The following is a 22,907-nucleotide window of genomic DNA, read 5'->3' as shown; positions in this document are numbered from 1 at the left end:
CCGGATTCGCGCACCAGGTCTCAGTGCGGCCCACGACTTCCGGTATCAAATCCGTTACAAATTAACGCCAGGCGACGTTCGGTTTAAGCAATGCGCCAATACAAGGTCGCCCAAGGAATGAGGCGCGCATTGTGCAACTGCCCCCGTTTTTTCATCCCTCAAGGAAGATCACCGTGCTCAAGCCCCTCACGCTTGCCGTCAGTCTCGCCAGCGTTCTGCTGTCCACCCAGGCCTTCGCCTATGAATACGGCGAACACGCCGCCACCACCCTCGACAAACTGATCAACGACTACCCCGGCCGCTACCGTGGCACCGCCAACTTCGCCGGTGCCGCCGACTGGATGCAGAGCCAGATGGGCAGCGCCTACGGCATCAGCCGCCAGGACTTTTCCTGGACCGCCGGCGGCAACAGCCGCAGCTCGCAAAACGTGGTGGCCTACGCCGCCGGGACCAAGCCGCAATACGTGGTGGTCGGCGCGCACTTCGATACCTATTTCGGCCGCCCGACCCTGCAAGGCCTGGACGACAACGGCTCCGGCGCCAGCGTGCTGACCGAAATCGCCCGCAACCTCGGCGGGCTGCCGCTGGAAAACGGCTTGCAGGTGGTCGGCTTCGGCGCCGAGGAGGAAGGCCTGCGCGGCTCCAGGGCGTTCGTCGATTCCCTCAGCGCCAGCCAGCGCGCCAACATGCTGGCCATGATCAACCTCGACAGCCTGATCACTGGCGACATGATGTATGCCCACGCCGGACAGAACAGCAGCGCCAACCCAGCCCTGGCCTCGTTGCGCGAACATACCCTGCAGATCGCCAGGGAACTGCAGATCAATCTGTTCACCAACCCCGGCCTCGACCCGGCATACCCCGCGGGCACCGGCTGCTGCAGCGACGGCGAAGCCTTCGAAGGGCTGAACATCCCGATTCTCTACATCGAGGCCACCCACTGGGAAATCGGCGATCTGGACGGCTACACCCAGACCACCAACCCGGCTATCCCCGGCGGCTCCACCTGGCACGATCCCGCCGAGGACAATAAGGCGGTGCTGACCAACGCCTTCGGCCAGGAACGCATCGACCAGCGCCTGCGCGATTACTCGCGCCTGCTCAGCCGCCTGGTCCTGGAGCTGACCAACGCCGACCTGCTGGCCTCCACCGCCTCCGGCGGCGCTGTGGCGCGCAACCAGCAGGATCATCTGCAACGCCAGCATCAGGCCATGGTCCGGCTGCACGACCGGCGCTGGCTGACCTTGCAGGCGATGGGCCGGGAAGTCGGCAGTTTCGATGGCGAGATCGGCATCGACGGCGAATACAGCCCCGACAGCGGTTTCGACAGCGCGCCCAATCCCGAGGCGCGTCGGCTGGGGGTGCATGCCTTGGGCGACTACCAGCTCAATTCGAGCCTGAATGTCGGCGCCAGCCTCAGCTACCAGAACGGCCGCGACAAGCTCGAACATCGCGGCAAGCTCGACAGCGATACCTGGCAGGCGGCGGTCTACGCCTTGCTCAATGATGGCGGCCCGCAATGGCTGGCCGGCGACCTGAGCGTCGGTCGCACCCGCTTCGAATCCAAGCGCAACCTGGTGATCCAGGCCAACGGCGGCCCGGTGCTGCTGAACCAGAAACTGACGGGCGATACCGACGCCCTGACCCTGGGCGCCCGCGTGCTCGGCGGTTACGACCTGGACTTCGGTGCGATCAAGAGCGGCCCCTTCGCCGGCCTGGATTACACCCACTACCGCATCGACCGCTTCCACGAGAAGCAGGACCTGCGCACAGCGCTGAGTTATGAGGAGCAGTCATTCGATTCGCTGGAAGCCAGCCTCGGCTGGCGCATTCGCGGCGCCATGGCCCTGCCTTACGGCATGAGCCTGCTGCCCTATGGCGACCTGGCCTGGGTCAAGGAGTTGGCGGATGGCCGCCTGGACGACCTGGACCTGACCAGCCGCGCCGATGGTCAAGTGCGCGTGGCTCGCCTGGGCGGCGTGGACAAGAGCTTCGGCCGCGCCCAGCTCGGCAGCCAGCTGGCGATCACCCCGCAGCTGGGGCTGTACGCCGAGGTCAACGGCCGGATCGGCCACGCCGAAGGCAGCCAGACCGGCTACTCCCTCGGCGTGCAGTGGCAGTTTTGAACGCGCTTTGGTAGCCGCTGGCGAGCCTGCGAGGCCGCGTACGAGGTGGGCGGTATTGCGACGCGGTCCTCGCAGGTTCGGGGGTATACGAATTGCCGGAACAGAAAGGTCGCCTGGTTTTACGGCCGCTGCGCGCCCGGGCGCAGCCTCGCGGGCTCGGCAGCGGCTACAGGGCTACGGGGTTACGGGGCGGGCTTCTTGAAGACGTAGAACAGGTTCGGCTCACTGACCAGGTACAGGGTACCGTCGTCGTCCATGGCAATGCCTTCGGCCTGCGGCACCGTGGCCTGCAAGCCTTGCCGGCCCTTGCGCAGCGACATGGTGCTCAGGGGCCGACCATCCACGTCCAGTTCCAGCACCAGCCACGACTCATCCGACAGCGCCAGCAGATGCCCGGTGCGCTCGTCGTATTGCAGGCTGGACAGGTCACGCACGAACAACCCGGCATCGCGCTTGGGGTTGTTGACCACATGCACCGCGTAGGACTTCTCCGGGTCGTAATGCGGGAAACCCTTGACCTCGTAGATCAGCATCGGGTCACGTTCCTTGGCGACGAACAGGCGCTTGCCCACCGAATCGTAGGCCAGGCCCTCGAAGCCCTTGTTGCCGCTCATGTGCACACCCAGGGTCATCTGCTCGGCGTCCGCCGCGTCGAGGAACACCGTGTCCTCCTCCAGATGGATCTTGATCAGCCGCTGCTGGCGCTCGTCGGTGATCACATAGGTGTCGGCGCTGATGAACTCGACCGCTTCCGGGTCGCCAAACCCGGTCAGGGCAATGCGCCGCAGGATGCGCCCGTCGAGCGACAGCTCGATCAGCTCGGCATTCTTGTTGGTCACGGTGAACAGGCTTTTGCGCACCGGATCGTAGGTCAGCGCCGAGACGTCATCCAGGCCTTCGATCTTTTGTGCTTCGAGAGTCACCCGATAGCCATCAAGGCCAATGGCATCGGTGTTGGCCGGCTGCGACATGACCCGCCAGTTGAACCACAGGCGCTCGAAGTAGCGGTGGTGCTGCCCGGCAATGCCCAGCAGCACCAGCACGATAAAACACAGGAGGAGGAACAGCGGTTTGGGATAGGCGAGTCGACGCATGCTGGCAAGCTCAAATACAAATCAGGCGGATGAAATATCACAGCCGGATGAATTTAAACTTAATCGCAGCGGGCGTATGCCGGATTATGGCCTTTTGCCGCCAGAAACCTCTGAATCAGTGCTTCTCAAAGCGATAGAACAGATTGGGTTCGCTGACCATGTACAGGTTGCCCTGCTCATCCATGGCCACGCCCTCGGCCCGCGGAATGGTGTCTTTGAGGCCATTGAAACCGCCCAGCAAGGTCATGAAGCTGACCTGCTCGCCGGTTTCGTCCAGCTCCAGCAACATGTGCGAATCGGCGGACAGCACCAGGGTATGACCGGTGCGAGGGTCGATGCTCAGGGCGGACAGGTTGCGCAGGTCCAGCTCATCGCTTTCCAGTTTCTGCTTGTCACCCTTGAGGGTCTGGCTGCCGGCGCTGTTCCAGGTGAACAGCGCCGGCGGACGCTCCTCGCCCAGCAGCAACTGCTGCTTGCGCGCATCCCAGGCCACGGCTTCGAACGCCTTGTTCTGGTCCTGCGAAGGCCCCAGGTCGTATTTCGGGAAGTCGGAAATATTCAGCTCGCGGGTATTGGCATCCACCTTGACGATGGTCAGCAGGTGATCGCGCTCGTCGACAATCCCCAGCAGGCCGTTCCCCATGACCGTCACCCCTTCCGGGTTGCTCCAGCCCACCAGCGGCATCTTGCGCAGCACATCGCCCTGCAGGTTCAACTCGACCAGGAACGGGTTCTTGCCCATCACCGCAAACAGGGTCTTGGTCTGCGGGTTGTAGGCCAGGTCGGAGGCCTCGTCCTTCTCCATGCCCGGCAGTACCTTGGCGTCGATGACCGCGCGGTAATCCGGCAGCCAGACACTTTCCTGGCGCTCGGCCGGGGTTTCGAAACGCTCCAGCACCCAGAGCAGGCCACGGTCGTCCCAGTGCATGGCAATCGCGACGCCATAGCTCACGATGCCCGCCAGCAACAGCCAGGAATACCAGCGCATGTGGAACAAACCGCGACGACGAACCGTTTGAAGCTCGGGGGTGTGAGGCATGGACATGGGGAACGCGTTCCAAAAAGTCAGCTATTGGTAATAGCACATCGGGGCAGACTCAGACGCCTGGACGCGGAAAATTATCCAGACCGGATGTGAAAAATTCGGAAAAAGTCAGAAATATCCTGGATTTCCGCGCTTTCTTAGGAGAGGCCCGCCCATTGCAGGCGGGCCCCGCTGAGTCAGCTAACGCGACTTTCGAAGCGGCTGACGCCCGGCAGCTCCAGCACCAGCTCGTCGCCCACGTTCAGCGGACCGACGCCCACCGGCGTACCGGTCAGGATCACGTCGCCCGCCTGCAGGGAGAAGCAGCCGGCCATGTACTGGATCATCGGTACGATCGGGTTGAGCATGATGCTGCTGTTGCCGTCCTGACGGACCTCGCCGTTGATGGTCAGGCGAATATTGATGTCGGTCAGGTCCGGGAACGTACTGCCGACCACAAAGGGCGCCAGCACGCAGGCGCCGTCGAAGCACTTGGAGATTTCCCAGGGCAGGCCCTTGGCCTTGAGCTCGGCCTGCTTGTCGCGCAGGGTCAGGTCCAGGGCCGGGGCGAAACCGGAGATGGCATCCAGCACTTCTTCGCGGCTGGGCTGGGTCGACAGTGGCTTGCCGATCAATACCGCGATTTCCGCCTCGTAATGCACGGAGCCACGCTCGGTGGGGATGGCAAAACCGCCTTCCAGCGGCACCACGCAACTGCCCGGCTTGATAAACAGCAGCGGCTCGCTCGGCACCGGATTGTCCAGTTCCTTGGCGTGCTCGGCATAGTTGCGCCCGATGCACACGATCTTGCCGACCGGGAAATGAATACGGGTACCGTCGACATACTGGTGCTGATAGCTCATTACCGACTCCTGCTCGTTTGGTTCATCAGGTACCGCTGCTTGAGTGACCCTTAGGTCAAACAGCGAAAATCTTGCCCGGGTTCATGATGCCGTTCGGGTCGAACACCGCCTTGACCGCCTTCATGTAGTCGATTTCCACCGGCGAACGGCTGTAGGTCAGGTAATCGCGCTTGGTCATACCCACCCCGTGCTCGGCGGAAATCGAGCCGTTGTACTTCTCGACAGTCTCGAACACCCACTTGTTGACGGTGGCGCACTTGGCGAAGAACTCGTCCTTACTCAGGTCGTCCGGCTTGAGGATGTTCAGGTGCAGGTTGCCGTCGCCGATGTGGCCATACCAGACCACTTCGAAGTCCGGGTAGTTTTTCGCGACGATCGCGTCTATATCCTTCAGGAAAGCCGGCACCTTCGACACCGTGACCGAAATGTCGTTCTTGTACGGGGTCCAGTGCGAGATGGTCTCGGAGATGTACTCGCGCAACTTCCACAGGTTCTGCAGTTGCTGCTCGCTCTGGCTCATCACGCCGTCCAGCACCCAGCCCTGCTCCACGCAATGCTCGAAGGTGGCCAGGGCATCGTTGGCCACGTCCTCGTTGCTGGCTTCGAACTCCAGCAGCACATAGAACGGGCAGTCGGTCTCGAACGGCGCCGGGACGTCGCCGCGGCCGAGGATCTTGGCCAGGGCCTTGTCGGAGAAAAATTCGAAGGCGGTCAGGTCGAGCTTGCCCTGGAAGGCATGCAGCACCGGCATGATCGAGTCGAAATCCGGCGTACCGAGCACCATCGCCGTGAGGTTGTTCGGCGCGCGCTCCAGGCGCATGGTGGCCTCGACCACGAAGCCCAGGGTGCCCTCGGCGCCGATGAACAGCTGGCGCAGGTCATAGCCGGTGGCGTTCTTGACCAAGTCCTTGTTCAACTCCAGCAGGTCGCCCTTGCCGGTGACCACTTTCAGGCCGGCCACCCAGTTGCGGGTCATGCCGTAGCGAATCACCTTGATCCCGCCGGCATTGGTGGCGATATTTCCGCCAATCTGGCTGGAACCGGCGGAAGCGAAGTCCACCGGATAATACAGGCCGCTTTCTTCGGCGCGGTTCTGCAACTGCTCGGTCACCACGCCCGGCTGGCAGACCGCGGTGCGGTCGGTCAGGTTAAGGTCGAGGATCTGGTTCATGTAGTCGAAAGACACCACCACTTCGCCATTGGCCGCCACGGCGGCGGCCGACAGGCCGGTACGACCGCCGGACGGCACCAGCGCGACCTGGTGCCGGTTGGCCCAGCGCACGATGGCCTGGACCTGCTCGATGGTCTTGGGAAAGACGATGGCGCTCGGCGCCGGGGCGAAGTGTTTGGTCCAATCCTTGCCGTAAGCATTCAGGGAGTCGGCATCGGTCAGGACCTTGCCAGCCTCGACCAGGGTCTTCAGCTCATCAATCAGCGCAGGATTGGTCATCGACAGAACTCTCGAACAATTCATGGTCATCCTGAGAACGCTTCACGTCGCAGGAACGAGTGTTTCGCGGGGTCCGTATGCTAGCATACGACCCCCCGCAGAATAGTGCCGAAGGGCGTTCTGCGGCGACGGCTTTCCTGCCGTCCGGGTCAGCATCTGTTGACCATTTCCTGCCATTTTTCTCCGGGACACAGGTTTACGCAGATGAGCAAGACTTCTCTCGATAAGAGCAAGATCAAGTTCCTTCTTCTCGAAGGCGTCCACCAATCGGCTGTCGACGTCCTCAAGGCCGCGGGCTACACCAGTATCGAGTACCTCACCGGTTCTCTGCCGGAAGCCCAGCTGAAGGAAAAGATCGCCGATGCGCACTTCATCGGCATTCGCTCCCGCACCCAACTGACTGAAGAAATCTTCGATCACGCGAAGAAGCTCGTCGCTGTTGGCTGCTTCTGCATCGGCACCAACCAGGTCGACCTCGACGCGGCTCGCGAGCGCGGTATCGCGGTGTTCAACGCACCGTACTCCAACACCCGTTCCGTAGCCGAACTGGTGCTGGCCGAAGCGATCCTGCTGCTGCGCGGTATCCCAGAGAAGAACGCCTCCTGCCACCGTGGCGGCTGGATCAAGAGCGCGGCCAACTCCTTCGAGATCCGTGGCAAGAAGCTGGGCATCGTCGGCTACGGCTCGATCGGCACCCAACTGTCGGTCCTGGCCGAAGGCCTGGGCATGCAGGTGTTCTTCTACGACACCGTGACCAAGCTGCCACTGGGTAACGCCACCCAGGTCGGCAACCTGCACGAGCTGCTGGGCATGTCCGACATCGTCACCCTGCACGTTCCGGAAACCGCTGCCACCCAGTGGATGATCGGCGAGAAGGAAATCCGCGCCATCAAGAAAGGCGGCATCCTGATCAACGCCGCCCGCGGCACCGTGGTCGAGCTGGACCACCTGGCCGCAGCGATCAAGGACAAGCACCTGATCGGCGCCGCCATCGACGTGTTCCCGGTGGAGCCACGCTCCAACGACGAAGAGTTCGAAAGCCCGCTGCGTGGCCTGGACAACGTGATCCTGACCCCGCACATCGGCGGTTCGACCGCCGAAGCCCAGGCCAACATCGGCCTGGAAGTGGCGGAGAAGCTGGTCAAGTACAGCGACAACGGTACTTCGGTATCGTCCGTGAACTTCCCGGAAGTGGCCCTGCCGGCTCACCCTGGCAAGCACCGCCTGCTGCACATCCACGAGAACATCCCGGGTGTGATGAGCGAGATCAACAAGGTCTTCGCCGAAAACGGCATCAACATCTCCGGTCAGTTCCTGCAGACCAACGAGAAGGTGGGCTACGTGGTGATCGACGTCGACGCCGAATACTCGGAGCTGGCGCAAGAGAAGCTGCAACACGTCAACGGCACCATCCGCAGCCGCGTGCTGTTCTAAGCACTCGCTGGCAATAAAAAGGGAGGCCCTGGGGCCTCCCTTTTTATTTACAGGCAGTTTCGTTTACAGGCAGTTTTTACCGTCCGCGCTTACTTGACGGTGATGGTGATCTTTTCCGAAACGATTGGCGGGTCGAACGGCACGTGGTTCTTGTCGCCCAGCTCCAGCTGCAGGGTGTGCTTGCCCGGGGCCAGGGTCAGCTCGGTTTCGGTCTGGGCCTTGCCGAAGTGGATGTGCTGGGCGTCGGCCGGGATCGGCATGTTTTCGGCTGGCAACTTGTCGACGTCGACCAGCAGGTGGTGGTGCCCGGTGTGCGGAGTCTGGTCGCCGGCGGGCGCCAGGGAGATGTCGCTGACGCCGAACTTGACCTTGAAGGTCTTGGCCACGGTATCGCCATTGACCGGGGTGACGATAAATACAGAAGCGCCTTCCGGCGCCTTGGTGCGAGGAATATCCGCCGCAGAAGCCAGCATCGAAGCCCCCAGCATCAGGCCGGCCAATGCAGCACGAGATATAAAGGTTTTCATTCTATTCTCCAGTTTTTCCGCAAAATCGGTACGGTTATGACAACTTCGTGGCATATCGTTGTCGAAGGGCAATCAACACCATAGCAAAGCGAGCCTGAACAGCGCATCGCACATATAAATTCAAGGAGTGACCATGCGTTTCCTGCCTGGCCTGATACTTTTGCTACCTCTTGTGAGCACTTACGCTCAAGCCGAACTGATCGACGATGTGAACGATCGCGGGGAACTGCGTATCGCGCTGGAAGCCAACACCCCGCCCTTCAACTTCAAGGACGACGGCAAACTCACCGGTTTCGAAGTCGAGCTGGGCCAACTGCTCGCCCGGGAACTGGATGTGCGGGCGGACTTCGTGGTCGCCGACGCTGCCGACCTGCTACCTGGCGTCGAAAGCGGCCGCTACGACATCGCCATCAATCACGTAGCAATGACCCCGGAACTCAAGGATCGTTTCGACTTCAGCGAGCCTTACAGTTATTCCAGCGCACAATTGATCGTACGCAAGGAAGAAGAGCGCGCGCTGGGCAGCCTGCAAGCGCTCCAGGGCCAAGCCCTCGGCGTGGCCCAGGGCAGCCAGTTCGCCGAGCAGGCACGCACCGTTGAAGGCATCGACCTGCGCAGCTACCCGAACGCCCAGCAACCCATCAAGGATGTGGCCGACAAGCAGCTCGACGCGGCCATCAGCGATCGCCTGCTGATCCCCTACGCCATTCGCGACAGCCGCTTGCCGGTGAAGGAAGGTGCCAAGGTCGGGCCGACCCTGAGCCTGGCGATCCCGTTCCAGAAAGGTAACCCAGCGTTCCAGGCGAGCCTCGATGGCGCGCTGCAGCGCATCAAGGCCGATGGCCGGTTGATGGCGTTGTCGGAAAAATGGTTCGGCATGGATGCGAGCAAGCCGCCCAAGCCTTGATGTTGTAGTCGCTGCCGCAAGGCTGCAGCCGCGGAAAACTTGATATCGCCGAGGTCCTGCGGACCTTTCGCAGCCTGCGGCAGCGGCTACAGGGGCTAGAGCGCCGCCAGGGCTGCGGCGGCCTCGCCCAGTTCCAGCTCGCTGAACACTTGCACCCCGGCGCGCTTGAGCAAGGCGGCGGTGACGCCCTCGCCGCTGACCTTGACCCCGCTGAAGCTGCCGTCATAGGTCAGCAGGTTGCCGCAGGACGGGCTGTTGGCCTTGAGCACGGCGATGCGAATCCCATGCTCGCGTACCAGCTCCAGCGCCTGCCGGGCGCCGCTGAGGAACTCGGTGCTGACATCCTCGCCCTCGGTGGTGATGACCTGCGCCAGGCCATCGAGCACTTCACCGCCCTGCCCGCCGGGTATTTCCGCGGCCGCCCGTGGTGTTGGCAAGCCGCCGGCGACTTCCGGACACAGTGCGACCACCCGGCCCTCGGCCTGCCAGCGCGCCAATTGATCGAACGGCCCGCTGGCCGCCCCGTCGTAACGCACGCGGTGGCCCAACAGGCAGCGACTGACCAGGATCTTGTGCATGATCAGAACGGCTCGTTGCCACGCCGGCGGAACCAGCCCGTCAAGGACAGGCGCTCCCGGGTCGCGGGCAGGACTTCGTGGGGCACCTCGCCGGAGAGGAACACCACCAGCCGGCCGCCGGCGGGATCCACGTCGTATTCGCTCTCGCCATCGAAGTACATGCGCAGTTGCCCGCCCTGCTCCGGCAGCCAGTCCTGGTTGAGGTAGATCACCGCCGACACCATGCGCCGGTCATCGTCACGGAAACGGTCGACGTGCTTGAGGTAGAACGCCCCTGGCGGGTACAGCGCGAAATGGCTTTCGAAGTCTTCCAGGCCGAGGAACAGCCCGCGGTTCAGCGCCTCGCGCAGGCTGTCCATCAAGCCCAGGTAGGTATCGCAGCAGTCGGCCTGGCCGGGCTCGAGCCACTGGATATGATCGCCACGGATCCCCTCGCGAATCTCCTGCGCCGGGCCACGGCCAACCGCCGCCGGCGCCAGCTCGCCTTCGGCCGCGCGCTTGCGGCACTCGGCCGCCAGCTCCAGGGTCAGGGCTTCTGGCAGGAAGATGTTCTGCTGCGACCAGCCACGGGTGGCCAGGTCATCGACAATGCGTAACAGCAGGGGGTGATCAGAGGGTATTTGCATGGCGCGCATAGTATCCACACCCAGATGAATCCGACAGATCCGCGAGATAATTCTGACCAAGCAGCCTGGCGCCGCCTCTGTTCGTCGTTCGATCGGACAGTTTGCGTACTGAACCTGATACGAATTCTCGACAACCATCGCCTCGCCCCGGAGAATAGTGGGCTGCCGACAGGAGTCCTTATGCGCCGTTTGCTTTTTTCACTGTTGATGTTCTGTGTGTTGCCCGCCTGGGCAGACGGCCACGACCAGTTGTACAAGGTCGCCGGCTGGCCGGAACAACGCGCGCATTTCAACGATGCTCTTACCGCCGCCCAGCAGCGTTACCAGAATAGCCTGCCGCCAGCGGTCTATCAGGCCCTGGTCAATAACAGCAACCAGCGCTTCGCGCCGCAGGCCATGGACCGCCGCGCCCAGACGCAGTTGCGGCAGAACCTCGCCGATCCGAAACCAGCCCTGGCGTTTTTCCAGTCGCCGCTGGGGCGCAAGATCGTTGCCGCCGAACTGCTGGCGACCCGCCGCGACCAACTGGCGAAGAATGCCCAGGGCCTGCCGAAGATGCAGGCCAGCGATACCCGTCAATTGATTATCGGCCACCTGGCCCAGGCGCTGCCGGCCCGTGAAGCCGGCGCGGAAGTCAGCCTGGCCATCGCCGGCGTGGCTGCCGACAGCCTGAGCCAGATGATCCCCGGCCTGCTGGGGGCCGGCCAGGCGCAGAACATGCTCAACGGCCAGCGCCAGCGGCTGATGGCGCAGATCGGCAACGACCTGAACAACACCCTGCTGTACGTCTATCGCGACCTGTCCGACCCCGAGCTGGAAGAGTTCGCCAACTTCGCCGAATCCGCCGAAGGCAAGGCCTACTATCAAGCCGCCCTGGCCGCGATCCGCGCCGGGCTGGCCGTCGGCCAGAGCACTTCGAGCCTTGCGCCCTAAACGCCTCTTGTAGCCGCTGCCGGAGGCTGCGATCGACCGGTACGGTCGTGACGATCTTTCGACCGCTGAGGTCCTGCGGACCTATCGCAGCCTGCGGCAGCGGCTACAGGCGCGTGAATACCTTCAAAGATGCTGGTTCAGGAAGGCGAAGTATTCCTGGCGAATGCGCGCCGCCTCGTTCGCCAGGTGATGCCGCGCCTCGGGCAGCATCAGCACCTGGGGCTGCTGGAACTTCTGCCGGATCACCTGCAGGTTGTGCTGCCAATCCACTGTCATGTCCGCCTGCCCCTGAACGATCAGCGGCTGCCGGCTGCTGCGCGGGGCCAGTTCGATGCGCTTGATCCACTGCGCCAGCGCGCCGACCCAGGCAGTCGGCAGGCGCAGGGGTTGCAACGGGTCGCGCTGCAGGAACGGCAGGAAATCGGGGTCGGTGGAGTTCTCGCTGAAGCGCCGGGCGATGCCTTTGACGAAAGGCCGAAGCATGTAATAGCTGAGCTTCGACCAGCCCCAGGCACGCGGGCGCACCAGCGGCGAGAGCAGGATCACCTGGCCCTGGGCCGGGCTCTGCGCGCCCTGGTTGAGCAAGTGATCGATCACGATCGCCCCGCCCGTGCTTTGCCCGCACAGGTGCCAGGGCTGGGGCAGATCGAGGGACCGGGCTTCGTCGAACAAGCCTTGCAGCACCGCCTGGTACACCGCGAAATCATCGATGCTGGCGCGCTCGCCGCTGGACAGGCCATGACCCGGCAGGTCGCAGGCAATCACCACCCACTGCCGCTGCAGCGCCCACTCGATCACATGCCGGTACAAGCCCATGTGATCGTAGAAACCGTGCAACAGAAACAAGGTCGCCACCGGCTGCTCGGGCCACCAGACCTGGCCGACCACCTCAAAACCGCCGACCGCGAAACGCCCCAGCCCACGCTTGACCGGCAGATCCAGCCCATAGAAACGCTGATAGGCCTGCGCCTGGGCCGAGAGCGGCTGCGCCTCGGCCAGGGGCCGCAGGCTGGCGCGCAGAAGGTCGGGGTCGAAGGTCGCAGGCATAAGGGTTTTCCCAGGGTGGCGCGGAACGCGAAACAGGCTTTATCGGCCTGCGATATTCATCTGTCGGGGCAAGCATGGCAAGCTACGCGACCTTCGAGGAATGATCCGTATGCGTCTGCCCTACCGCACGACCCTGCTTGCCAGCCTGCTCGCCCTCCTGTGCGCCGGGGTGCTGTGGGTCGCCTACGACTGGTTCCAGGGACGTTTTCTGCGCACCTTCAGCGAACACACCGCGGTGTTTTCCGGCGACCCGCTGCAACTGCCTCCTGGCCTCGCCGGCGAAGGCGCCATCCGCCTGGTGCATTTCTGGGACCCGGCCTGCCCGTGCAATGTCGGCAACCAGCAGCACCTGGCTGAGCTGATCGAGCATTACGGCCCGCAGGGCGTGGAGTTCTACTCGGTGCAGAAGGCCGGCAGCCACGGCCAGTTGCCCGCCACCCTGAGCCGCCTGAAAGTCCTCGACGGCCTGCCCGGCTCGGAGCAGATCCCCGCCAGCCCGGCCGTGGCGATCTGGGACCGCAATGGCACCCTGGCCTATTTCGGCCCCTACAGCGAGGGCCTGACCTGCAATTCCAGCAACAGCTTTATCGAACCTATCCTCCAGGCCCTGCACGAAGGCCGCGCGGTCAGCGCCACCCACACCTTGGCGGTGGGCTGTTATTGTCCATGGCCGAAACAGACGGATTAAGGCATTCCTGACTTTTCCCAGACAACGGATGCCCGGCACAGAAGGCCTGTGCTAAATGTTTGCCTTCCCCACGGCAGGCAAATCGCAGAAAGAACAAGGAGTCACCATGAAACGTAGCCTGACCGTACTCGTCGTCCTGATCCTTGCCCTTGCTGCGGGAGGGGGCTGGTACCTGTACAGCAAGCAGCCGTCGCGCCAGGGCCAGGTCGAGCTGGAGCGCCTGCAGGGCTCGGTCACGGTGCGCTACGACGAACGCGGCGTGCCGCATATCCGCGCGGAAAACGAAACCGACCTGTACCGCGCGCTGGGTTATGTCCACGCCCAGGACCGGCTGTTCCAGATGGAAGTCATGCGGCGCCTGGCCCGCGGCGAGCTGGCCGAGGTACTCGGCCCCAAACTGCTCGACACCGACAAACTGTTCCGCAGCCTGCGCATCCGCGAGCGCGCTGACAGCTACGTCGCCGGGCTGGATCGCCAGTCCCCCGCCTGGAAGGGCCTGCAAGCCTACCTGGACGGGATCAACCAGTATCAGAACAGCCATCCGCAACCGATCGAATTTGATGTCCTCGGCATTCCCAAGCGTTCCTTCACCGCCGAAGACAGCATCAGCGTCGCCGGCTACATGGCCTACAGCTTCGCCGCGGCCTTCCGCACCGAGCCGCTGCTGACCTACGTGCGCGACCAGCTCGGCAGCGACTACCTGAAAGTCTTCGACCTCGACTGGCAGCCCAAGGGCGCCCTGGCCAAGGGCCGTGGCCCGCTGGCGCCAAGCCTGGCCGCCAGCGACTGGCAGGACCTGGGCGCCATCGCCCGGCTGAGCGAGCAGGCCCTGGCCGACGCCGGCCTGCCGCAATTCGAGGGCAGCAACGCCTGGGCGGTGTCCGGCACCCGCACCAAGAGCGGCAAACCGTTGCTGGCCGGCGACCCGCACATCCGCTTCGCGGTGCCGTCGGTGTGGTACGAGGCCCAGCTGTCGGCACCGGGCTTCGAACTCTACGGTCATCACCAGGCGCTGGTGCCCTTCGCCTTTCTCGGCCACAACCTGGACTTCGGCTGGAGCCTGACCATGTTCCAGAACGACGATCTGGACCTGATCGCCGAGAAGGTCAACCCGAACAACGCCAACCAGGTCTGGTACCGCGGCAAGTGGGTCGACCTGGTCAACAGCGAGCAGCAGATCGCGGTGAAGGGCCAGCCGCCGGTCACCCAGATCCTGCGCCAGTCGCCCCACGGGCCGATCGTCAACGACGTGCTCGGGGCCAATGCCGGCAAGACGCCGATCGCCATGTGGTGGGCCTTCCTCGAAACGCCGAATCCGATCCTCGACGGCTTCTACCAGCTCAACCGCGCCGACACCCTGGCCAAGGCCCGCAGTGCCGCGTCCAAGGTCCAGGCGCCGGGCTTGAACATCGTCTGGGCCAACGCCAAGGGCGACATCGGCTGGTGGGCCGCGGCGCTGTTGCCGAAACGCCCGATCGGCGCCAAGGGCACGTTCATCCTCGACGGCAGCACTTCGCTGGCGGACAAAGAGGGCTTCTACCCATTCAGCGCCAACCCCCAGGAAGAAAACCCGGCGCGCGGCTATATCGTTTCGGCCAACTTCCAGCCGGTCTCACCCACCGGCATGGAGATTCCCGGCTACTACAACCTCGCCGACCGTGGCCAGCAACTGGACCGCCAGCTCGGCGACAAGAGCGTGAAATGGGATATCGACGCCAGCCAGAAACTCCAGCTGGGCACCACCACCGCCTATGGCCCGCGCCTGCTGGCGCCGCTGCTGCCAGTCCTGCGCGAAGTAGTGAGCGACCCGCAGGAGCTCAAGCTGGTGGAACAACTGGCGCAGTGGAAAGGCGACTACCCGCTGGACTCCACCAGCGCCACCCTGTTCAACCAGTTCCTGTTCAACCTCACCGACGCAGCCTTCCATGACGAGCTGGGCGACGCCTTCTTCGACACCCTGCTGTCCACCCGGGTGATCGACGCCGCGCTGCCACGCCTGGCCGCCTCCGCCGACTCGCCGTGGTGGGACAACCGCAACACCCTGGACCAGGAAAGCCGCGCCGACACCGTCAGGGTCGCCTGGCGCGCCAGCCTCGCTCATCTCAAGGCGACCTTTGGCGACGACTCGACAAAATGGCTGTGGGGCCAGGCGCATACCCTGACCCACGGTCATCCGCTGGGCCTGCAGAAGCCCCTGGACCGGGTGTTCAACGTCGGCCCGTTCGCCGCGCCGGGCACCCACGAAGTACCGAACAATCAATCGGCCAAGATCGGCTCGGCGCCCTGGCCGGTGACCTATGGTCCGTCCACCCGGCGCCTGATCGACTTCGCCGATCCGGCCCACAGCCTGAGCATCAACCCGGTCGGGCAAAGCGGCGTGCTGTTCGACAAGCACTATCAGGATCAGGCCGAAGCCTATATCGAAGGGGTGTACCAGCAGGCGCACTTCAACGAAGAAGAGGTCACGGCCAATACCCGCAGCACCCTGAAGCTGTTGCCGGCGCGGACGGCGCAGTAACCCCCGTGGTGAACGGCGCCTGACCCGCAGCAGCCAGCTTGGCTGGCGATCCAGTCGACGCGGCACTCAAGGCCGGGGCCACCCCCGAAAACGACATCGCCCCTGAACAGGGGCGATGTCTTGTCGCGGTCAACGCCTTGCGGCTGGCGCGTATCAGGCCGCTTCCGGGGCCTGTGCGCGGCGCACGTCCGGCTGCTTCCAGGAATCGGCCGCGGCCTCTTCGATGGCTTGCTGGATGGCGCGCTTGCGCCGCTCTTCGGCCTGGCGGCTGAAGTACCAGACCAGGAAGGTCACCAGCGACACCGCCAGCAGGATCAGGCTGGCCACGGCATTGATCTCCGGTTTCACCCCCAGGCGCACCGCCGAGAACACTTCCATTGGCAAGGTGGTGGAGCCCGGGCCGGAGACGAAGCTCGCCAGCACCAGATCGTCCAGGGACAGGGCGAAGGACATCATGCCGCCGGCCGCCAGCGACGGCGCGATCATCGGGATGGTGATCAGGAAGAACACCTTCCACGGCCGCGCACCCAGGTCCATGGCCGCCTCCTCGATGGACAAGTCCAGCTCGCGCAGACGCGCCGACACCACCACCGCCACATAGGCCGCGCAGAACGTGGTGTGGGCGATCCAGATGGTGACGATGCCACGCTCCTGCGGCCAACCGATCATCTGCGCCATGGCCACGAACAGCAGCAACAGCGACAGGCCGGTAATCACTTCCGGCATTACCAGCGGCGCGGTGACCAGGCCGCCGAACAGGGTGCGGCCCTTGAAGTGGGTGATACGGGTCAGGACGAAGGCCGCCAGGGTACCCAGGGCTACCGCGGCGATCGCGGTGTAGCAGGCGATCTCCAGGGAACGCACCACCGAGCCCATCAGTTGCGAGTTGTCCAGCAGGCCGACGTACCACTTCACCGACCAGCCGCCCCAGACCGTCACCAGCTTGGAGGCGTTGAACGAGTAGATCACCAGGATCAGCATCGGCAGGTAGATGAACAGCAGACCCACCACCAGCATCAGGTTCGAGAAACTGAAGCGCTTCATTCCTTGCCCTCCATTTCTTTGGCCTGACTGCGGTTGAAGAGGATGATCGGCACAATCAGGATCGCCAGCATCACCACTGCCAGGGCCGATGCCACCGGCCAGTCACGGTTGTTGAAGAACTCTTGCCAGAGCACTTTACCGATCATCAGGGTTTCCGGACCGCCGAGCAGTTCCGGGATCACGAACTCGCCCACCACCGGGATGAACACCAGCATGCAGCCGGCGATGATGCCGTTCTTCGACAGCGGCACGGTGATTTTCCAGAAGCTGTTGAAAGTGCTCGAACCCAGGTCCGAAGCGGCTTCCAGCAGGCTGGTATCATGCTTCACCAGGTTGGCGTAGAGCGGCAGGATCATGAACGGCAGGTACGAATAGACCACGCCGATATACACCGCCAGGTTGGTGTTGAGGATCTGCAGCGGCTCGTCGATCAAGCCCATGCTCATCAGGAAGCCGTTGAGCAGGCCGTTGTTGCTGAGGATGCCCATCCAGGCATAGACGCGGATCAGGATCGCGGTCCAGGTCGGCATCATGATCAGCAGCACCAGCACGGTCTGCAGCTCTTTGCGGGCGCTGGCGATGGCATAGGCCATCGGGTAGCCGATCAACAGGCACAGCAGGGTGCTGAAGAACGCCATCTTCAACGAGCCGAGGTAGGCGGCGATATACAGTTCGTCGTCGCCGAGCATCGCGTAGTTGCCCAGGTTGAGCAGCACCTGCAGCTTCTGGTCGATGAAGCTGTAGATCTCGGTGTACGGCGGAATGGCCACGTCCGCTTCGGCGAAGCTGATCTTCAGGACGATGAAGAACGGCAGCATGAAGAACAGGAACAGCCAGAGGAACGGAACCCCGATGACCATCTGGCGGCCACCGGGAATTATTCGATTGAGGCGGCGCTTGAGCTTTCGCATGTTCATGAGCGCAGTACCACGCCGCTGTCGTCTTCCCACCAGACGTACACCTGGTCACCCCAGGTCGGACGCGCGCCGCGACGCTCGGCGTTGGCCACGAACGACTGCACCAGCTTGCCGCTCGGCAGCTCGACGTAGAACACCGAGTGGCCACCCAGGTAGGCGATGTCATGCACCTTGCCGCTCGACCAGTTGTATTCGCAGGTCGGCATGTCCGGGGTCACCAGGAGTTTTTCCGGGCGGATGGCGTAGGTCACCGACTTGTCCTGCACCGAGGTGCTGATGCCGTGGCCCACGTAGATGTTGCGGTCCAGGTCCTTGCAGGTGATGGTCGCGTGGCCTTCGGCGTCGTCGATCACTTCGCCCTCGAAGATGTTGACGTTGCCGATGAACTCGCAGACCAGGCGGCTGGTCGGGGTTTCGTAGATGTCGATCGGGCTGCCGATCTGGGCGATCCAGCCCAGGTGCATGATCGCGATACGCTCGGCCATGGTCATGGCTTCTTCCTGGTCGTGGGTCACCATCACGCAGGTCACGCCGACCCGCTCGATGATCTCCACCAGCTCCAGTTGCATCTGCGAGCGCAGCTTTTTATCCAGGGCGCCCATCGGTTCGTCGAGCAGCAGCAGTTTCGGTCGCTTGGCCAGGGAACGGGCCAGGGCCACGCGCTGGCGCTGGCCGCCGGAGAGCTGGTGCGGCTTGCGCTTGGCGTACTGGCTCATCTGCACCAGCTTGAGCATCTCGGCCACGCGGGCATCGATCTCGGCCTTGGGAATCTTGTCCTGCTGCAGGCCGAAGGCGATGTTCTGCGCCACAGTCATGTGCGGGAACAAGGCATAGGACTGGAACATCATGTTGATCGGCCGCTCGTAGGGCGGCATGTCGGTGATGTCCACACCGTCCAGGTAGATGCGCCCCTCCGTGGGCCGTTCGAACCCCGCGAGCATCCGCAGCAGGGTGGACTTACCCGAGCCAGAACCGCCGAGCAGGGCGAAGATCTCGCCTTTCTTGATTTCCAGGGACACATCGTCCACGGCAATCGTCTCGTCGAACTTCTTCGTGACCCGGTCGATCTTGACCAACACCTGCTTCGGTGTCTGGTCGCCCTCGAGGGCTTTCTTGTAGGCGCCGGAGGCAACTGCCATTTACGAAACTCCCAACAGAATTTGCAGTTCGCCCCATGCGGGCGAACTCTGGATAGTTTGAGCGATTGACGCTATTTGCCCGACTTGACCTTGGTCCAGCTGCGGGTCATGAGTCGTTGGATCTTGGGCGGCAACTCTGAGTTGACGTACAGCTTGTCGACAATCTCCTGCGCCGGGTAAACGGCTTCGTCCTTGCGGACCGACTGGTCCATCAGCTCGCCCGCCTTGGGGTTCGGGTTGGCATAACCGACGGAATCACTGACCTGGGCGATCACCTCAGGCTTGAGCAGGTAATTGATGAAGGCATGGGCCTGCTTGACGTTACCGGCGTCCTTGGGAATGGCCAGCATGTCGAACCAGAGGTTGCCGCCTTCCTTGGGAATCACATAGGCGATTTCGATGCCCTTGCCGGCTTCGGCGGCGCGCGCCTTGGCCTGGAACACATCGCCGGAGAAACCCGCGGCCACGCAGATTTCGCCATTGGCCAGGTCGGAGATGTATTTCGAGGAGTTGAAGTAGGTCACGTAAGGCCGCACCGCCAGCAACTTGGCTTCGGCCTTCTTGTAGTCGTCGGGGTTCTGGCTGTTGGGGTCCAGGCCCATGTAGTTGAGCACCGCCGGGAGCATTTCATCGGCGGAGTCGAGGAAGGCCACGCCGCAGCTCGACAGCTTCTTGATGTTTTCCGGCTCGAACAGCATGGCCCAGGAGTCGATCTTGTCCACGCCCAGCGCGGCCTTGACCTTCTCGACGTTGTAGCCGATGCCGTTGGTGCCCCACAGGTAAGGCACGGCGTACTGGTTGCCCGGATCGTTCTTTTCCAGGCGCTTGAGCAGCACCGGATCGAGATTGGAATAGTTGGGCAGCTGTGCCTTGTCGAGCTTCTGGAACGCCCCGGCCTTGATCTGCTTGCCCAGGAAGTGGTTGGACGGCACGACCACGTCATAACCGGTACGACCGGCGAGCAACTTGCCTTCCAGGGTTTCGTTGGAATCGAACACGTCGTACAGCGGCTTGATGCCGGTGGCCTTTTCGAAGTCCGCCAATGTGCTCTGACCGATATAGTCAGACCAGTTATAAATATGCACGGTCGGCGCGGCATAAGCGCTGACGGCCAGCGTCAGCCCGGCGCCCACCAGCATGGCTTTGCGAAATAAAGAAATAGGCAAGTGGAGGTCCTCTCAACAATTGGGCCTGAGTTGCCCGCACTACATGACAGCCAAGAGCTGCCCGGCAACAAAACCGGCGCGCAACTTACCTTCGATAAACCGATCCAGCAAAACTTTCTGTCATTTAATTGCACCGCTGACCGCCCTCGCGGGGACGACAGCCAGCGGTTGCTGCCTCAAACCGGTTTATTTGCCGGATTTGATCTTGGTCCAGCTGCGGGTCAACTCACGCTGGGTGGCGGCCGGCAGATCGGCGATCGCATACAGCTTGGCCTGCACGTCGGCTGGCGGGTAGATGCCCGGATCGCTGGTGATGTCTTTTTCTACCAGTGCCGTTGCGGCGGCGTTGCCGTTCGGGAAACGCACGGCGTTGGTGATGCCGGCCATGACTTCAGGCTTCTGCAGGAAGGTCATGAACTTGTAGGCGCCCTCGACGTTTTCCGCATCCTTGGGGATAGCGACCATGTCGTAGAAGGTGCCGGCGCCTTCTTTCGGAATGACGTAGCTGACTTTTACCTTGTCGCCGGCTTCGGCGGCGCGGGACTTGGCCTGCTGCACGTCACCCGAGTAACCGACCGCTACGCAGATGTTGCCGTTGGCCAGGTCCGAGATGTACTTGGAGGAGTGGAAGTAGGTGATCGAAGGACGGATCTTGAGGAACAGCTCTTCGGCTTTCTTGATGTCGTCTTTCTTTTGGCTGTCGGTCGGCAGGCCCAGGTAATGCAGGGCGACCGGGATCATTTCGGTTGGCGAGTCGAGGAAGCTCACGCCGCAGCCCTTGAGCTTGGCGATGTTCTCGGGCTTGAGCAGGGTGTCCCAGGAATCGATCTTGTCGACGCCCAGCGCAGCCTTGACCTTCTCCGGGTTGTAGCCGATGCCGATGGAACCCCACATGTATGGGAAAGCGTGCTTGTTGCCCGGGTCACTGACCGAAACCGCCTTGAGCAGATCCTGGTTCAGGTTTTTCCAGTTGGGCAACTTGGAGACGTCCAGCTCCTGATAAACACCGGCCTTGATCTGTTTGGCCAGGAAGTTGTTCGACGGCACGACCACGTCGTAACCGGACTTGCCTGCCAGCAGTTTCGCTTCCAGGGTCTCGTTGCTATCGAAAACGTCGTAGACCACCTTGATCCCGGACTCTTTCTCGAAGTTCGCGATGGTGTCAGGTGCGATGTAGTCGGACCAGTTGTAAACGTGCAGCACTTTGTCGTCTGCCTGGGCCACTGCCGCCATCGCGCCCATCAGGGACATGGCGAGGAGGGTCTTGCCAGCTTTCTTCATACCTATTGCCTTCATGCGTCATGCTCCAATTATTCTTTTTAACCTTGTGTTCAGCGACCGGTTGCCAGGCAACTAAAAACAGGCGGTAGTCTGGCAAGTTCCAAGGCGGGCTTTCAACAGAAGACCCCATCCTTTATGGCCGCCCCGAGCGAAGTACCGCGGGGTACTCCGCTCAGAGCCTAGCACTTAGCCCTGTAACGCACTCAAGGTCAGGTCCAGGCACTTGCGGGCCTTGCTCACCAGCTCATCGATCTCCTCCTTGGTGATCACCAGGGGCGGAGCGATGATCATGGTGTCGCCCACGGCGCGCATGATCAGGCCATTGTCGAAGCAGAACTGCCGGCAGATCATGCCGACGCCTCTTCCGACATACCGCGCACGGGTGGCCTTGTCCTGAACCAGCTCGATGGCGCCCAACAGGCCGACTCCGCGAACCTCACCCACCAGCGGGTGATCGTTCAGTTCCCGCAGGCGTTTCTGCAAATACGGTGCCGTTTCTGCCTTGACGCGCTCGATAATTTTTTCGTCGCGCATGATGCGGATGTTTTCCAGGGCCACGGCGGCGGCCACCGGGTGCCCGGAATAGGTGAAACCGTGGTTGAAATCGCCGCCCTCGTTGAGCACCGCCACCACTTCGTCGCGCACGATCAGGCCACCCATGGGGATGTAGCCGGAGGTCAGGCCCTTGGCGATGGTCATCATGTCCGGCTTGAGGTCGTAGAAATCGCTACCGAACCACTCACCGGTCCGCCCGAACCCACAGATCACCTCGTCGGCGACGAACAGGATGTCGTACTTGGCGAGGATTTCCTTGATCCGCGGCCAGTAGCTTTCTGGCGGCACGATTACGCCGCCCGCGCCCTGGATCGGCTCGGCGATGAAGGCACCGACGTTATCGACGCCGACTTCGAGAATCTTCTCTTCCAGCTGGTTGGCCGCCCAGATCCCGAACTCGTCCGGGGTCATGTCGCCGCCTTCGCCGAACCAGTAAGGCTGCGGGATATGCACGATGCCCGGGATCGGCAAGTCGCCCTGTTCGTGCATATAGGTCATGCCGCCCAGGCTCGCGCCGGCCACGGTGGAGCCGTGATAGCCGTTGACGCGGCTGATGATGGTTTTCTTCTTCGGCTGGCCCTTGATCGCCCAGTAGTGGCGAACCATGCGCAGCATGGTGTCGTTGCCTTCGGAGCCCGAGCCGGTGAAAAACACATGGTTCATGCCCTTGGGGGCCACATCGGAGATGGCCTTGGCCAGTTCCAGCGCCGGCGGGTGGGCGGTCTGGAAGAACAGGTTGTAGTACGGCAGCTCGCGCATCTGCTTGCTGGCGGCGTCGGCCAGTTCTTCGCGGCCATAACCGATGGCCACGCACCACAGCCCGGCCATGCCGTCGAGGATCTTGTTGCCCTCGCTGTCCCAGAGATAAACGCCCTCGGCGTTGGTGATGATCCGCGGGCCCTTCTCCTTCAATTGCTTGAAGTCGCTGAACGGGGCCAGGTGGTGCTCGCTGCTGAGGGTTTGCCACTCACGGGTTTGCGGGTTGTTGCT

General features: G+C 62.8%; 20 protein-coding genes. 6 read left to right on the top strand and 14 right to left on the bottom strand.

Going from position 1 to position 22,907, the window contains the following annotated elements; all coding sequences use genetic code 11:
* Positions 1 to 173: 173 nt before the first annotated feature.
* Positions 174 to 2,126: an autotransporter domain-containing protein gene (locus tag J4E58_RS30945; RefSeq protein ID WP_087092480.1), complete on the top strand. Its 1,953-nt coding sequence runs from the start codon at positions 174 to 176 to the stop codon at positions 2,124 to 2,126.
* A 182-nt stretch (positions 2,127 to 2,308) separates the two neighbouring features.
* Here the strand turns inward: J4E58_RS30945 and J4E58_RS30940 are convergent, their stop codons facing one another.
* The 4 genes from J4E58_RS30940 to J4E58_RS30925 all read right to left on the bottom strand — a co-directional run bounded on the left by J4E58_RS30940 (position 2,309) and on the right by J4E58_RS30925 (position 6,557).
* Positions 2,309 to 3,220, bottom strand: a complete 912-nt coding sequence (locus tag J4E58_RS30940) for an SdiA-regulated domain-containing protein (RefSeq protein WP_053263023.1) — start codon at positions 3,218 to 3,220, stop codon at positions 2,309 to 2,311.
* 115 nt (positions 3,221 to 3,335) lie between these two features.
* A complete protein-coding gene (locus J4E58_RS30935; protein WP_087092481.1) occupies positions 3,336 to 4,265 on the bottom strand; it encodes an SdiA-regulated domain-containing protein in 930 nt (309 codons plus the stop codon).
* A 176-nt stretch (positions 4,266 to 4,441) separates the two neighbouring features.
* Positions 4,442 to 5,107, bottom strand: coding sequence for a fumarylacetoacetate hydrolase family protein (locus J4E58_RS30930; protein WP_053263025.1), 666 nt, complete (start codon positions 5,105 to 5,107; stop codon positions 4,442 to 4,444).
* Between the two features lie 55 nt (positions 5,108 to 5,162).
* Positions 5,163 to 6,557 carry an FAD-binding oxidoreductase gene (locus tag J4E58_RS30925; protein WP_087092482.1) on the bottom strand — a complete coding sequence of 465 codons (1,395 nt, stop codon included), beginning with the start codon at positions 6,555 to 6,557 and terminating at the stop codon, positions 5,163 to 5,165.
* A 204-nt stretch (positions 6,558 to 6,761) separates the two neighbouring features.
* On the opposite strand from J4E58_RS30925, the gene serA reads away from it, so the two are divergent.
* Entirely contained in the window at positions 6,762 to 7,991 is a 1,230-nt protein-coding gene (gene serA, locus J4E58_RS30920; RefSeq protein ID WP_007932850.1) for a phosphoglycerate dehydrogenase, read from the top strand.
* 89 nt (positions 7,992 to 8,080) lie between these two features.
* Here the strand turns inward: serA and J4E58_RS30915 are convergent, their stop codons facing one another.
* Positions 8,081 to 8,518 (bottom strand): DUF4399 domain-containing protein, encoded by a 438-nt coding sequence (locus tag J4E58_RS30915; RefSeq protein ID WP_009051365.1) that lies wholly within the window; start codon positions 8,516 to 8,518, stop codon positions 8,081 to 8,083.
* A 133-nt stretch (positions 8,519 to 8,651) separates the two neighbouring features.
* Between J4E58_RS30915 and J4E58_RS30910 the strand changes: the two genes are divergently transcribed.
* On the top strand, positions 8,652 to 9,425 hold the full coding sequence (locus J4E58_RS30910) for a transporter substrate-binding domain-containing protein (protein WP_087092483.1): 774 nt from the start codon (positions 8,652 to 8,654) through the stop codon (positions 9,423 to 9,425).
* 95 nt (positions 9,426 to 9,520) lie between these two features.
* On the opposite strand, the gene J4E58_RS30905 is transcribed toward J4E58_RS30910, so the two are convergent.
* Complete coding sequence (locus tag J4E58_RS30905; RefSeq protein WP_087092484.1) at positions 9,521 to 10,003, bottom strand: DUF523 domain-containing protein; 483 nt, start codon at positions 10,001 to 10,003, stop codon at positions 9,521 to 9,523.
* Positions 10,004 to 10,005: 2 nt separating this feature from the next.
* The gene (locus J4E58_RS30900; protein ID WP_009051368.1) at positions 10,006 to 10,638 is read right to left on the bottom strand and encodes a 2OG-Fe(II) oxygenase; all 633 of its coding nucleotides are present in this window, start codon (positions 10,636 to 10,638) and stop codon (positions 10,006 to 10,008) included.
* A 171-nt stretch (positions 10,639 to 10,809) separates the two neighbouring features.
* Here J4E58_RS30900 and J4E58_RS30895 point away from each other — a divergent pair, with 171 nt between their 5' ends.
* Positions 10,810 to 11,562 (top strand): DUF2059 domain-containing protein, encoded by a 753-nt coding sequence (locus tag J4E58_RS30895; protein WP_087092485.1) that lies wholly within the window; start codon positions 10,810 to 10,812, stop codon positions 11,560 to 11,562.
* A 123-nt stretch (positions 11,563 to 11,685) separates the two neighbouring features.
* Here J4E58_RS30895 and J4E58_RS30890 read toward each other — a convergent pair whose 3' ends face one another.
* Positions 11,686 to 12,609, bottom strand: a complete 924-nt coding sequence (locus tag J4E58_RS30890) for an alpha/beta hydrolase (protein WP_087092486.1) — start codon at positions 12,607 to 12,609, stop codon at positions 11,686 to 11,688.
* A 109-nt stretch (positions 12,610 to 12,718) separates the two neighbouring features.
* Between J4E58_RS30890 and J4E58_RS30885 the strand changes: the two genes are divergently transcribed.
* Both J4E58_RS30885 and J4E58_RS30880 read left to right on the top strand, forming a co-directional pair.
* The gene (locus tag J4E58_RS30885) at positions 12,719 to 13,297 is read left to right on the top strand and encodes a DUF6436 domain-containing protein (protein WP_087092487.1); all 579 of its coding nucleotides are present in this window, start codon (positions 12,719 to 12,721) and stop codon (positions 13,295 to 13,297) included.
* Between the two features lie 106 nt (positions 13,298 to 13,403).
* Positions 13,404 to 15,815, top strand: coding sequence for a penicillin acylase family protein (locus tag J4E58_RS30880; RefSeq protein ID WP_087092488.1), 2,412 nt, complete (start codon positions 13,404 to 13,406; stop codon positions 15,813 to 15,815).
* A 153-nt stretch (positions 15,816 to 15,968) separates the two neighbouring features.
* On the opposite strand, the gene J4E58_RS30875 is transcribed toward J4E58_RS30880, so the two are convergent.
* From J4E58_RS30875 to J4E58_RS30850, 6 genes are all read right to left on the bottom strand, one after another.
* Positions 15,969 to 16,859 carry an ABC transporter permease subunit gene (locus J4E58_RS30875; protein ID WP_023967929.1) on the bottom strand — a complete coding sequence of 297 codons (891 nt, stop codon included), beginning with the start codon at positions 16,857 to 16,859 and terminating at the stop codon, positions 15,969 to 15,971.
* Positions 16,856 to 17,737 carry an ABC transporter permease subunit gene (locus J4E58_RS30870; RefSeq protein ID WP_169916015.1) on the bottom strand — a complete coding sequence of 294 codons (882 nt, stop codon included), beginning with the start codon at positions 17,735 to 17,737 and terminating at the stop codon, positions 16,856 to 16,858. Before J4E58_RS30870 ends, J4E58_RS30875 begins: the two co-directional genes overlap by 4 nt.
* A gap of 35 nt (positions 17,738 to 17,772) precedes the next feature.
* Positions 17,773 to 18,915 carry an ABC transporter ATP-binding protein gene (locus tag J4E58_RS30865; protein WP_007928322.1) on the bottom strand — a complete coding sequence of 381 codons (1,143 nt, stop codon included), beginning with the start codon at positions 18,913 to 18,915 and terminating at the stop codon, positions 17,773 to 17,775.
* Positions 18,916 to 18,986: 71 nt separating this feature from the next.
* Entirely contained in the window at positions 18,987 to 20,081 is a 1,095-nt protein-coding gene (locus J4E58_RS30860; RefSeq protein WP_009051375.1) for a polyamine ABC transporter substrate-binding protein, read from the bottom strand.
* 186 nt (positions 20,082 to 20,267) lie between these two features.
* Positions 20,268 to 21,362 (bottom strand): polyamine ABC transporter substrate-binding protein, encoded by a 1,095-nt coding sequence (locus J4E58_RS30855; protein WP_053263034.1) that lies wholly within the window; start codon positions 21,360 to 21,362, stop codon positions 20,268 to 20,270.
* A 186-nt stretch (positions 21,363 to 21,548) separates the two neighbouring features.
* A partial coding sequence (locus J4E58_RS30850) for an aspartate aminotransferase family protein (RefSeq protein WP_207255361.1) occupies positions 21,549 to 22,907 on the bottom strand: 1,359 nt, incomplete at its 5' end.

The sequence above is a fragment of the Pseudomonas sp. FW305-25 genome, from assembly GCF_017351415.1.
Lineage (GTDB): Bacteria > Pseudomonadota > Gammaproteobacteria > Pseudomonadales > Pseudomonadaceae > Aquipseudomonas > Aquipseudomonas chlororaphis.
The sequence above is the reverse complement of the archived record's forward strand: the minus strand, read 5'-3'. Positions and strand labels throughout refer to the sequence as shown.